Origin of the sequence: Croceitalea sp. MTPC5 (assembly GCF_036985505.1) — a bacterium.
Taxonomy (GTDB): domain Bacteria; phylum Bacteroidota; class Bacteroidia; order Flavobacteriales; family Flavobacteriaceae; genus Croceitalea.
Genome location: NZ_BTGQ01000006.1, coordinates 125780 through 138527 on the forward strand (window position 1 = coordinate 125780; position 12748 = coordinate 138527).

The following is a 12748-nucleotide window of genomic DNA, read 5'->3' on the forward strand; positions in this document are numbered from 1 at the left end:
TCTAAGGCTGTTTTTTCAGGTACTTTGCTTCAAATTCCTCGGTTAGCTGAATAATTTTTTGGCATAGCATCGCCATTTCAGCCGTCTGTTTTTCCAATTTGTAGAGGAACGCTGCCGCTTTTTTCTCGGAAAAATGCTTGTACAACAGCTTTACAATCTGGTTATAATTTACACCTATGGAACGGAACTGGCTGTGAAAAGAGGTTAGCCGCATATAAAAATCAACCGTTCCTTTGTCAATCTGAATGGTCTTTATGGTCTTGTCAAAGATGCAGGACGTTATGAAATGCGCCTTTACCTGCATACCTGATTTATCAAACAGGGTAAGAAAACGGGCGTGTTCCTGCTCGTTAAAGGAAATCGTATAGCGGATGGTCGCCGGGTCTTCTTTTGGGCGGCGTCCGGTCTTTTTCAATTGCTTTTTGTTGTTATCGTTCATCACTAATCCATTTTAAAATCCATACAAAACCCTGACTTCGGAAGGTGTTTTCTGCCCCCTGCAAAGGGCAAGTTGTTTTGAGCATCGGAAATCATTCCGAGATGCTCAAAACACAACTTGCCGTGTTCCGTTGAACACAAAAATCCGCCCTTCGGGACGGATTAAATGTAACAGGGAAAACGGCTCGATGCCGTTCCCGTTACCCTCCATTTTGTCAAAAGACTTTTGCATAAATCCGTTAATAATAATCATTGTACAAAGTAAAGCCCTACCTGTAAGAGTATTGCAATGCGATACCCGGACAAAGACTGCCTTTGAGTGCCAAACACTGCCACACCTCAATCAGCGGATAAATCAATCGCTTTATTTGCCGTATAATTTTAGTGCAGGTAGTAAAAAATGTATTTCGACAAAGAAGAAAATCAGGTTTGCAAACAGGCAGTTTGGAATAAAAGCATAAGGTTTTAAAAGCATAAAACAATAAAAGTGTAAAAGCATAAAAGCGGTAAAGCAATTTACCTATTGTAAGGTTTGCCACTTGCTAAAGAATGTGCCTGACAAGGCAAAAATGAAAGCAAATACCTGTGCAGGAAAGTACGCAAAAGGGAATGCAGGAATATAGGAATGAGGTAATAATCAGATAAACCAATATTCAATCCTGCAAAACAAATAAAGTGTGTAACAATAAATTTTTAAATAATGGAAACAACAAAGAAAACTTTAAAAATCAGCTTCTCCACCCAAAAAGGCGGTGTGGGAAAATCTACAATGACCACCTTGCTGGCAAGTGTGCTTCACTACCGTTTAGGTTTTAATGTGCTGGTGATGGACTGCGACTTTCCGCAACACAGCCTGACCAATATGCGTGAACGGGATAAGAGAACCATAATGCAGAACGACTACCATAAAAAGGCGGCAATGAAGCAGTTTCAAGCCATCAACAAAAAAGCGTACCCGATTATCAAATGCAAGGCTGAAACAGCTCTGGAGAAAGCATCGGAATACAGAAGCCAGTCGGCGGTTGTGCCGGATGTTATTTTCTTCGACCTGCCGGGAACAGCCAATACCAAAGGTGTACTGACAACCTTAAAAAAAATGGACTTCATCTTTTCGCCCATTACTGCCGACCGTTTGGTAGTGGAAAGTACATTGGGCTTTACCAAAGCCTTTCTCGGACTTCCCCAAACGGACGAGGGCAATCCCGAACAAGAGATGTGGCTGTTCTGGAACCAAGTGGATGGCAGGGAAAAAACAGGTTTGTATGATGCGTATCAAAGTGTCATCAAAGAACTCAACCTGCCCATAATGGAAACAAGGATAATGGACAGCAAGCGTTTCCGAAAGGAAACAGACGACACAGCCAGTTATGTATTCAGGTCAAGTTTGCTGCCTGCCGAACCACAGTTAATGAAAGCAACTAAAATGGATTTGTTTGTCGAGGAATTTTTAAAAATCACTCATCTATAAAAATAGTAAAGTATGGCTTCAGATAACAAAAACAACGATTTTGAAAAGCCCAATGTTGATGAGGAATACCTTATGAACGTCATAAGCGGCGATGAGCCTGTTGCTCCACCGACCATTAACAAAAAGCAGGATGTACCAAAGGAAAACAAGCCCAGGGAAAAAGCCCGTAACAGTTCATCAAAGAAAGCGGACTACGAGGAAACGTTTTTGGTCAATCGTTTTCCATCGGGGCGTAATGGCAAGGTCGTTTACATACGCCCTGAATACCACGAAAGATTGCTCCGCATCGTTCAACTGACAAGGGAAGAAAGAACAACGCTCTACTCTTACATTGACAATATTCTTGAACATCATTTCAGGGAGTACGGGGACGATATTACCGATTATTTCAATGAACATTTTAAACCCATTCTATAATGAAGAAAGATAAAAAGAACAGGAATACTGTTGCAGCCGGCAGCAACTCCGATACAGTTAGCAATACAGCTAAAACAACCTATGAAAACGCATTTATGCAAATGAATAAAATGCAGAAAAGAGGCAATAAAAGCATATACCTAAGTCCTGAACATCACGAGCGTTTAACCCGCATAGTCCAGATTATAGGCGATGATAAAATACCCTTGTTTGCCTATCTCAATAATATTCTTGAACATCATTTTAAAGTATTTGAAGATATGATTACAAAAGAGTTCAACGAAAAGTACAAAGGCTTGTTTTAAAAAACCTACGTTATGGAAATAGTAATTGTGATATGCCTGCTGATAGTCATTGTCCTGCTTTTACAGGATAAGATTGTCATTAAGAAAAGGACAAAACAAGTACCTCCGCAGAAGAAAGTCAATCCGAACCTGCCCGATATTATGGGGCAGCCAAAATCCGTAGAACGCCTTTCAATGCCAAACGCTGCCAATGAACGCCAAATTGAGGAACCGGAGATAAACCCCGCTAATTTAGACATTGAATACGACGAAAATGAAAACGTCGGCATTCAAATCCGCAAGGAAGAGCTGGACGAAGTTTTCAGTAATATACCTGATTTGGAGGAAGAGGAAGAAGATTGGAACAGGTACGGAATATCCGGTGGCGATGACGGTTTTGCCCAAGGGGTTACCTTTGAAGAACTAAGCTCCGTGGGGGTGTTGCTCCAAAAAGAAGAATTGGAACCAGCCCAAAAGGAAACAGCGATAGCCATAGTTCAAAAAATACAGGGAACCGAATTATTCAGCCTATTGGAGAATTCTATGGAAGATGCTTCCCGAAGAATAGCCGAGCTTTTGGATAGCACCCTTTCATCTGAAACGGAAGACAGTTCTTCCACTTTGCGGAAAAGTGATTTGAGTGATTTTGACATTGAGGAGTTTGTTTAGGCAAGCTCCCTTTTGTATGTTAGACACAAATTAAAAATTGTTCAAACGCTATAAAACTAAGTGCCCGCTATTTTTACAAATTTTGGAGTATCGAACTTCGGTGTAATTGTTGGCATATCTACTTTGACTGATATTGGCATTGGAAAATCAACTCCCATAATAATTGCTTCTCCTGACCCTAAAGATGGTAAAAAAGAAAGAGTTTCTTTATTGGCAGTCGAGCAAGCACTCGCGATTGCTTCCTTATCTTGATAATTTATCAGCCTATGAGTAATGAATGTTCCCATTTGACTTAGCGTACCAACAGGAATATCTCTTGGCATTTGTGTTGATAAACATAGAAATAATCCATATTTACGACTTTCTTTAGCAATGTTATCAAAAGCATTTAATTCTGTGCTTTCAAAATATTCATCCTTAATTTTCTTGTTTAAAAACTGATGGGCTTCATCTACAAAGAGAATTAGAGGATTTTCTCTGAAAATATTAGTTCGAGCTTTATTCAATAAGTATCTTCTCAATGAATTTGCCAAGATTTCTCTTGCCTGAAAATTATAAGGTACATTTTCAAAACCAATTCTTAAAATATTTAATTCTGGATTATTCAAAAACTCGTCTATCTTGGTTATTAGGTTATTTGTGGTTGGAGCATTAAATCCAAACATACCGGAATAATCATTGTCCGATATTACATTGTTAACACGCATTATTAAACTCGTTGCATTTCCATAATTTCTTTCATCTCTATTGTTTGCCCAACGGTCGTTGAATATTTGAAAACATTCATTCCCTATTTGCCTGTGGAGTAGATTTATACTGAAATTATTTATTGTGAAATCTTCTATAATAGATTTATAAGTAAAGTAGGCATTATTATATGCCGCAGTAATATTATTTTGTTTTACAACTAATCCATTATTTATAACTACTTGCTGACCCCTGAATGTAAAAGTATCGTTAGTTCCATCATTATTATGTCCATTATTAGGAATATTCCCTAATAAGCAATGTGCAACTTTTAACGACTTAATAGCTTCCAATAAAACGGGTTGCTGTACTTGTCCTGATGGTCTGAACAGAACGAATAAATCATTAATGGTTAAATTCTGATATGGAAAATAGCTTTCTGAAATCAGTGTTGAATGGTCAACTTTTGGATGAGCATCAAATGTAGAGTATTCTCCCGTTGGGTCTAAGATTATAGCTTTTGCTCCGGTTTCTATAACTCCCTCAATAAATTTGCTGATGGTATAACTTTTCCCTCCTCCTGTTGTACCAACAACCGCACAATGACGACTAAATATCGCTTGCAAAGAAATATCTACGGGAACATTTTTATCGTATATCAAATTCCCCATTCTAAAAGTAGGAGAATGTTCGATATTTTCGGGTTTTATGCCAAAGGTTTTGAAATGTGTAGAAAGAAATTCCGACGAACAAATGAATACCTTAGAACCAATGAGTGGGAGGCTATTTATCCCTTTTTCTATTCTACTCGGGTCAAACAAATCAAATGATAAAAGAATTTCTATTCTTCCTACTGGATGAAATGCTTTAGTTGAAAAAGTTCTTTCACTTAATTCCAACCGTTCTTTTTCAGGTAACGATATTTCCAACATTTTTCCCAGAAAACCTTTTTCCTCTCCCTCAACAACAATATAGTTTCCTACAAGTCCACCTCTCAACACTTCTGCGTGGTGAACAAATGTTTTCATCAAAACAGAAGACGGGAAATGCACTTTCACAAATGCAGGGGATACAAAATTTACATACCCAAGAAAATGACTGTGATTAAAGGGGCTATTGCTCATATCTAACTATTAGGGATATTAATTACTATTTGTCGTGTATCTTCCTGATTGTAAGATTTTAAGTCAGGATAATTCTTAGCGAAATCCTCAAAGGTTTCTGAAACAATAGATATATTGGAATATTTGTTTGCAGCATCAATAAAGGGTTTCATATTTTCGTTGGTTTCATCTATCCCTTTATTTACAATCATCAATTGAAAGCCTGGATTTTGTTCCAAGGCTTCGATGATTGCGGTTACGATATGTTTATCCCCGAAACTAAAGCCTATTGTAATAAGGAAAACATTCTCCTTTCTCAAATTGGACTGGAACCTCGACATCATTTCAAAATACGGCTGTTCATAAGAGCTTTCATATTTTGATTGATGTGGATATATCATCAATGGTTCGTCAGGTTCTTCTTTTTGTATAATCTTGTTGTCTTGCTTTTCCCAATTTACAGAACCGTGTAATTTGTACAAATGGAAAACTTTTTGAATAAAATTGTCTTCTTCTTTTACTCTACTTTGATTGCGGGAAACAATATCGTAATCATAATTACGCCCACTAAATATTCTTGGTTGAGAAAATGAAAACCCGTCTATAACAACAAAATTGCTTTCACAAGCTGATTGTTCAAACATTAGGTCATAATTCAATGTAAACAGCTTAAATCTTGGTAAAGTAACTTTGCGTTTCGTTATTTTATTTAATAAGAGCGTATGTGGCGAATTATCTGGCAAACTCAATTGACAGGCTTCTTTGATAAAATCTTTAATTTTGTTTACACAATCCTCAATATCTATATCCTCTTTGGGTATATATGGTATAGCAGGTGTTGCCATAGAAAGAACCTTTTCTAAATTCTTTACTATAGAGCCATCATCCCATTTTTCATCGTAGCCAATAGTTTCAAGTAACTTTCCAAAAACATCGGCTGTTAAAAGAGCTTCCGCATCATCCCATAAATTTGCCATCGACTTACCCAACTTCCCATCTTTTCCCCAACCAATAGATGACCCTGCACCAGTTAGAAGTAATAAATTCTCAAATTGATTATTTAGAGTTTGGGAGTATTTATTCCTATTTGTTGCAATTGCATAATCAATTCTATTTTCGGTACTTTCTTTGAAATCGTGAAGTTTGCCGTCGATATATACTTTTATATCAGTAGCATCACTATCATCATAAGCAACAGAACTGTTATTGTTGAGTAAAATGTATTTCATATTCGCATATTTTATTTGTTAACCTTTTTATTGCCAAAGAAGAGTTGTTAAAAACCTAATCTGCATTATTCTTGATTGCATTTAATTCTTTTAAAACAATTTTTAAAGCCTGCTTTCCTATTTCTTTATCGTCAATAAGTCCCTTTATTTTATCTGAAAACCATAAAACCAATAGCTCATCAATTGGGGTATTCAAAAATTCTGCAAGCTTTTCGATGTGTTTTCTTGGCAATGGTCTTTCTTCATTTTCGACTTTACTGATAAAAGCACTATCCAGTTCCAATGCAGCCCCAACTTCCCGTAGGAACAATCCTTTACTTTCTCTTAGTCTTTTTATGTGTTTTCCAAATGCCATTTTGCTTTTTTAAGACTTGTCTAAATATGTCAAATTTAAGCAAAATAGTTTAATAAATACGGATTTAGACTTTCTATAAAGCCACTCACTGCCAAATCATTCCTTTGACTGCCACTTTATTATAACGCCCTGATTTCTGAAACACCTTTGTTCCGAAAGTCCGCAAGGTGCGGGATAACAATAACAAATTAATGTGTTTCAATTATGGAAAAACAGAGAAAAAAAGTTTTGCTGGCAGCCGTGGCTATGCTGTCAGGAATTGGTGCGTTCGCACAGGGAAACGGCTCGGCAGGTATCAACGAGGCTACCCAAATGGTAACTTCCTATTTCGACCCCGCAACCCAATTAATCTACGCCATCGGTGCGGTCGTGGGCTTGATAGGGGGCGTTAAAGTTTACAATAAGTTCAGTTCGGGCGACCCCGACACATCGAAGACTGCGGCAAGCTGGTTCGGTGCGTGTATCTTCTTAATCGTAGCGGCTACCATCCTGCGTTCATTCTTCCTTTAATCCTTTGCTTTATGAACAATTACAACATAAACAAAGGCATTGGCAGGACAGTGGAATTTAAGGGACTGAAAGCACAATACCTGTTCATTTTCGCTGGCGGACTGCTCGGTACGCTCATCCTCGTGATGATACTGTATATGGCAGGCGTAAACTCTTACATCTGCCTGTTCCTCGGAGCAGGCGGTGCTTCGCTCATTGTGTGGCAGACCTTTTCACTAAACAGGAAGTACGGCGAACACGGGCTAATGAAAATCGGAGCAGGAAAAAGACATCCCCGATACATCATTTGTCGCAAGCCTGTACACCGCTATCTGAAATTCACTCCTAAATCGAATGCCCTATGAGAAACGTTGCAAAGACAACAACGCTGGAAAACAAATTTCCTTTGTTGGCAGTAGAAAACAACTGCATCCTTTCCAAAGATGCGGACATTACCGCCTGCTTTGAGGTTCGTTTGCCGGAACTGTTTACGGTAGCATCGGCGGAATACGAAGCTATTCACTCCGCCTGGCATAAGGCTATCAAGACCTTGCCGGATTTTACGGTCATCCACAAACAGGATTGGTACATCAAAGAAAGCTATGCTCCCGATTTGGCAAAGGAAGACCAAAGTTTTTTGGCTAAATCCTACCAACGCCATTTTAATGAGCGACCATTTCTGAACCATTATTGTTACCTGTTCCTGACCAAGACCACTAAGGAAAGAATGCGTATGCAAAGCAACTTCAGTTCGCTTTGCAAAGGTACGCTCATACCAAAGGAAATCAGGAACAAGGAAACGATACACCGCTTTATGGAAGCGGTGGCACAGTTTGAGCGTATCGTGAACGATAGCGGTTTCATAACCCTGCAACGCCTTACCGAAGATGAAATCATCGGAACGGACGAAAAGCAGGGATTGTTGGAACAGTACCTAACCCTGTCAAGGGAAAGCGGAACACCGATGCAGGACATCGCACTCGGAACGGAAGAAGTCCGTATCGGAAACAAAAGGTTGAGCCTGCACACCTTGTCCGATACAGACGATTTGCCCGGAACGGTATCGGCTGATACCCGTTTTGAAAAGCTATCCACCGACCGGAGCGACTGCCGTTTGTCGTTCGCTGCTCCCGTGGGATTACTCCTTAGCTGTAACCATATCTACAACCAATATTTGTTTTTGGATAACAGCGAAGACAACCTGCAAAAGTTTGAAAAGTCCGCCCGCAATATGCACTCTTTGGCAAGGTATAGCAGGGCAAACCAAATCAACAAAGAGTGGATAGAAAAATACCTGAACGAAGCCCACAGCTTCGGTCTGTCGTCTATCAGGGCACACTTCAACATTATGGCGTGGTCGGAAGACCCTGCGGAGCTGAAACAGTTAAAGAACGATTGCGGTAGTGCATTGGCATTGATGGAGTGTAAGCCTCGCCACAACACTACGGACGTAGCCACTTTGTTTTGGGCTGGAATGCCCGGCAATGCAGGCGATTTTCCGAGTGAGGAAAGTTTTTACACTTTTATCGAACCTGCCTTGTGCTTCTTCACAGAAGAAACCAACTATCACAATTCGCCCTCGCCGTTCGGTATCAAGATGGCTGACAGGCTTACAGGAAAACCTATCCATTTGGATATTTCCGACCTGCCTATGAAGTGTGGCATTATCACGAACCGGAACAAGTTTATACTTGGTCCGTCAGGTTCGGGAAAATCGTTCTTCACAAACCATATGGTAAGGCAATACTACGAACAGGGCGCACACGTATTGTTGGTAGATACGGGTAATTCTTATCAGGGCTTATGCGAACTCATCAAAGGAAAGACCAAAGGTGAAGACGGTGTTTATTTTACGTACACCGAAGGCAACCCGATTGCATTCAATCCATTTTACACGGATGATGGGGTTTTCGACATCGAAAAGAGAGAAAGTGTTAAGACCTTAATATTGACACTATGGAAACGTGATGATGAACCGCCAACCCGTTCGGAAGAAGTGGCATTATCCAATGCCGTATCAGGTTATATTGAACGTATCAAAACAGATGATGTTTACCCATCATTCAACGGTTTCTACGAGTATGTCAAAGGTGATTACCGCAAGGTACTCGAAGAAAAACAGGTAAGGGAAAAAGACTTTGACATTGCAAATTTCCTGAACGTCCTCGAACCCTACTACAAGGGTGGCGAATACGATTATCTGTTGAACTCCGACAAGCAGTTAGACCTGCTTTCCAAACGCTTTATCGTGTTTGAAATTGATGCGATTAAAGACCACAAAATCCTCTTTCCCATAGTCACAATTATCATTATGGAAGTTTTTATCAACAAGATGCGGAGGCTGAAAGGTATCCGAAAACTCATCCTGATTGAAGAAGCGTGGAAAGCGATTGCCAAAGAAGGAATGGCGGAATATATAAAATATTTATTTAAAACCGTCCGCAAATTCTTCGGAGAGGCGATTGTCGTTACGCAAGAGGTAGATGATATTATCCAGTCGCCCATTGTAAAAGAAAGTATCATCAACAATTCCGACTGTAAAATCCTCTTAGACCAGCGTAAGTATATGAATAAATTCGATGACATACAGGCAATGTTGGGGCTTACAGATAAGGAAAAAGGTCAGGTACTTTCTATCAATATGAACAACGATGCAAGCCGACTGTACAAAGAGGTTTGGATTGGCTTAGGTGGTACGAACTCGGCAGTCTATGCCACCGAAGTTAGTTTGGAGGAATACCTCGCATACACCACCGAAGAAACCGAAAAAATGGAGGTAATGCAATTAGCTTCCGAATTGGACGGTAACGTAGAACTCGCCATTAAGCATATCGCAATGCAAAGGCGTGACAAAGCAAATCAATAGTCATTAACATTTTAAAATTCATAAAAATGAAAAAGTTCCTTTTTATGGTGTGTACGGCACTAATGCTCGCCGTAGCACCGTCCGCAAAAGCACAATGGGTAGTAACCGACCCCACAAATCTGGCATCGGGTATTCTCAACAGTGCGAATGAAATCGTACAGACTTCTTCCACGGTATCCAATGTAATTAAAAATTTCAAGGAAGTGGAAAAGGTGTATAAACAGGGTAAGGAGTATTACGACAAGCTACAAGCTGTAAATAATCTTGTAAAAGATGCACGTAAGGTACAGCAGACTGTATTGCTTGTCGGTGACGTATCCGAAATGTATGTTACCAACTTCGGTAAGATGATGAACGACCCGAATTTTTCTGCACAGGAATTGGCAGCTATCAGCAATGGTTATTCGGCATTGCTGAATGAAAGTACCGAACTGCTGAAAGAACTCAAACAGATTGTAACCTCATCAAGCCTTTCGCTGAACGACAAAGAGCGTATGGATATTATTGATAGAGTGTACAAAGAAGTAAAGGAATACCACAGCTTGGTACGCTACTATACCAATAAGAATATCTCTGTAAGTATTCTAAGAGCAAAAAAGCAGAACAATACCAAAAGAGTGCTTGACCTCTATGGAACTCCTAACCAAAAATACTGGTAGTTATGGAATTTCAAAATCTTCACGAAGTCCTACGCTCATTATATGATGAGATGCTCCCACTGTCCGCCGATATGGCGGCAGTGGCTAAAGGGATAGCCGGATTGGGGGCTTTGTTCTATGTTGCCATAAAAGTATGGCAGGCTTTGAGCAGGGCTGAACCCATTGATATGTACCCTTTGCTTCGTCCTTTCGCTTTGGGGCTTTGCATTATGTTTTTCCCAACTATCGTATTGGGAACAATCAATGCCGTGTTAAGTCCGGTGGTACAGGGTACTCACACAATCCTCGAAAATCAGGTGCTTGACCTCAACAATTTGCAGGCGAAAAAAGACCTGCTCGAACGGGAAGCTATGCTACGAAATCCTGAAACAGCCTATCTCGTATCAAATGAGGAATTTGATAAAAAGCTCGAAGAATTGGGCTGGTCGCCCGGCGATTTGATTACGATGTCGGGAATGTATATGGATAGGTTTGCCTACCAAACCGAACAAGCTATTAAGAATTGGTTTCGCAATCTGTTAGAGGTACTGTTTCAGGCGGCAGCTTTGGTTATTGATACCATAAGGACGTTCTTTCTCATTGTCCTGTCCATACTCGGGCCGATAGCCTTTGCGATAAGCGTGTGGGACGGTTTTCAGTCCACGCTCACGCAATGGCTGACCCGATACGTCAGCGTTTACCTGTGGTTGCCTGTGGCAGACCTGTTCAGCTCTATGCTTGCCAAAATACAATCCCTCATTATCGAAAAGGATATAGCAATGCTTGCCGACCCGACTTACATTCCTGATACCTCAAATACCGTGTACATCATCTTTATGATAATCGGTATCGTGGGCTACTTCACTATCCCAACGGTAACAGGCTGGATTATTCAGGCAGGCGGTGCAGGGAACTTTACCCGTAACGTAAACCAAGCCGCAATGAAAACCGGAAATATCGCCGGAGCAGGAACAGGTTCGGCAGTTGGAAATATCGGTGGCAAGTTAATGGGGAAATAAAAACAATCAAATCATTTAAAAATGGAATTTAAAACATTAAGAAATATCGAAAACAGTTTTAGGCAAATACGGCTGTATGCCATTGTATTTGCCGTTCTCTGCCTAAGCGTGGTAGGATTTTCACTTTGGAAATCTTACAGCTTTGCAGACGAACAACGCCAAAAAATCTATGTGCTGGATAATGGAAAATCGTTGATGCTTGCCTTATCGCAAGATGCAAGTATCAACCGACCTGTGGAAGCAAGGGAACACGTCAGGCGTTTTCACGAACTCTTTTTTACGCTTGCTCCCGACAAGAACGCTATCGAAAGCAATATGAGCAGGGCATTCAACCTTGCCGATAAATCAGCTTTTGATTATTACAAAGACCTGTCGGAAAAGGGCTATTACAGCAGGATTATTTCGGGGAATGTACAGCAACGCATTGAGGTGGATAGTGTCGTGTGCAATTTCGACACCTATCCTTATGCGGTGCGTACCTACGCCAAACAATTCATTATCCGTTCGAGCAACGTGACCAGGCGTAACCTGATTACTTCCTGTTATCTCGTGAACTCTGTCCGTTCGGACAACAACCCGCAAGGCTTCAACATCGAAAAGTTTGCAGTGATAGAAAACAGGGATATAGAAGTTATCGAACGCTAAAAAAACAATCTTATGGAAGCATTATCAGATTTAAGCACGTTTGCAAAAATCCTTACCGATAAAGGATATAACGGCTATTTCCATACGCAGGGAGCGTATGCTGGAAAGTTGAAGGAAAGTATCGGCGAATACCTCGAAAACTGCCAAAAAGGTACAGATAGTTTGCCTAAACAGGACTTGTTGCTGACGGGCTACCTGCAATGGTCGGGCGAAGACAAGCCAAGTGTAGAATGCAGTATGTGGGTAAAATACCTGAACGGCAAATTCTCGCTTAACAGAATGGAGGTTGCAAGGAAAGACCAATTTGGGCAACTGCTGAAAAAATCGGAACTGACAAACCTGTCAGTCATATCCGCACCCAAAGCGGTTGAGGCAGTCGCTTTGGTCAATGAAGAACCGAAGCAAAAGGCAGGTCAAAGTCCTAAGCGTTTCAAGCTATAA

15 protein-coding genes are annotated in these 12748 nt (G+C 40.4%); 11 read left to right on the forward strand and 4 right to left on the reverse strand.

The window, feature by feature from the left end:
- Position 1 precedes the first annotated feature (1 nt).
- Positions 2–439 (reverse strand): conjugal transfer protein MobA, encoded by a 438-nt coding sequence (mobA, locus tag AACM45_RS17425; RefSeq protein WP_120181176.1) that lies wholly within the window; start codon positions 437–439, stop codon positions 2–4.
- A gap of 699 nt (positions 440–1138) precedes the next feature.
- On the opposite strand from mobA, the gene AACM45_RS17430 reads away from it, so the two are divergent.
- From AACM45_RS17430 to AACM45_RS17445, 4 genes are read left to right on the forward strand one after another with little or no spacing between them, the layout of a single operon-like run.
- Positions 1139–1906, forward strand: coding sequence for a ParA family protein (locus tag AACM45_RS17430; RefSeq protein ID WP_123860956.1), 768 nt, complete (start codon positions 1139–1141; stop codon positions 1904–1906).
- A 12-nt stretch (positions 1907–1918) separates the two neighbouring features.
- A complete protein-coding gene (locus AACM45_RS17435) occupies positions 1919–2323 on the forward strand; it encodes a DUF3408 domain-containing protein (protein ID WP_066434606.1) in 405 nt (134 codons plus the stop codon).
- Positions 2323–2628, forward strand: coding sequence for a DUF3408 domain-containing protein (locus tag AACM45_RS17440; RefSeq protein ID WP_066434593.1), 306 nt, complete (start codon positions 2323–2325; stop codon positions 2626–2628). The genes AACM45_RS17435 and AACM45_RS17440 overlap by 1 nt, the downstream gene beginning before the upstream one ends.
- Before the next feature lie 12 nt (positions 2629–2640).
- The gene (locus AACM45_RS17445) at positions 2641–3276 is read left to right on the forward strand and encodes a conjugal transfer protein TraD (RefSeq protein WP_123860957.1); all 636 of its coding nucleotides are present in this window, start codon (positions 2641–2643) and stop codon (positions 3274–3276) included.
- A 56-nt stretch (positions 3277–3332) separates the two neighbouring features.
- Here the strand turns inward: AACM45_RS17445 and AACM45_RS17450 are convergent, their stop codons facing one another.
- From AACM45_RS17450 to AACM45_RS17460, 3 genes are read right to left on the reverse strand one after another with little or no spacing between them, the layout of a single operon-like run.
- The gene (locus tag AACM45_RS17450; RefSeq protein WP_339144266.1) at positions 3333–5087 is read right to left on the reverse strand and encodes an ATP-binding protein; all 1755 of its coding nucleotides are present in this window, start codon (positions 5085–5087) and stop codon (positions 3333–3335) included.
- A 2-nt stretch (positions 5088–5089) separates the two neighbouring features.
- Complete coding sequence (locus AACM45_RS17455) at positions 5090–6295, reverse strand: SIR2 family protein (RefSeq protein WP_019974894.1); 1206 nt, start codon at positions 6293–6295, stop codon at positions 5090–5092.
- 55 nt (positions 6296–6350) lie between these two features.
- Positions 6351–6650 (reverse strand): helix-turn-helix domain-containing protein, encoded by a 300-nt coding sequence (locus AACM45_RS17460; RefSeq protein ID WP_019974895.1) that lies wholly within the window; start codon positions 6648–6650, stop codon positions 6351–6353.
- Between the two features lie 204 nt (positions 6651–6854).
- Here AACM45_RS17460 and AACM45_RS17465 point away from each other — a divergent pair, with 204 nt between their 5' ends.
- From AACM45_RS17465 to AACM45_RS17495, 7 genes are read left to right on the forward strand one after another with little or no spacing between them, the layout of a single operon-like run.
- The gene (locus tag AACM45_RS17465) at positions 6855–7160 is read left to right on the forward strand and encodes a DUF4134 domain-containing protein (protein ID WP_002979435.1); all 306 of its coding nucleotides are present in this window, start codon (positions 6855–6857) and stop codon (positions 7158–7160) included.
- An 11-nt stretch (positions 7161–7171) separates the two neighbouring features.
- Positions 7172–7504, forward strand: coding sequence for a DUF4133 domain-containing protein (locus AACM45_RS17470; RefSeq protein ID WP_019974897.1), 333 nt, complete (start codon positions 7172–7174; stop codon positions 7502–7504).
- Positions 7501–10005 (forward strand): TraG family conjugative transposon ATPase, encoded by a 2505-nt coding sequence (locus AACM45_RS17475; protein ID WP_123860958.1) that lies wholly within the window; start codon positions 7501–7503, stop codon positions 10003–10005. Before AACM45_RS17470 ends, AACM45_RS17475 begins: the two co-directional genes overlap by 4 nt.
- 26 nt (positions 10006–10031) lie before the next feature.
- Positions 10032–10664 carry a DUF4141 domain-containing protein gene (locus tag AACM45_RS17480; protein WP_019974899.1) on the forward strand — a complete coding sequence of 211 codons (633 nt, stop codon included), beginning with the start codon at positions 10032–10034 and terminating at the stop codon, positions 10662–10664.
- 2 nt (positions 10665–10666) lie between these two features.
- On the forward strand, positions 10667–11662 hold the full coding sequence (gene traJ / locus AACM45_RS17485) for a conjugative transposon protein TraJ (RefSeq protein ID WP_059333820.1): 996 nt from the start codon (positions 10667–10669) through the stop codon (positions 11660–11662).
- 21 nt (positions 11663–11683) lie between these two features.
- Entirely contained in the window at positions 11684–12307 is a 624-nt protein-coding gene (gene traK / locus AACM45_RS17490) for a conjugative transposon protein TraK (RefSeq protein WP_026357463.1), read from the forward strand.
- Between the two features lie 12 nt (positions 12308–12319).
- On the forward strand, positions 12320–12748 hold the full coding sequence (locus AACM45_RS17495; protein ID WP_066439692.1) for a hypothetical protein: 429 nt from the start codon (positions 12320–12322) through the stop codon (positions 12746–12748).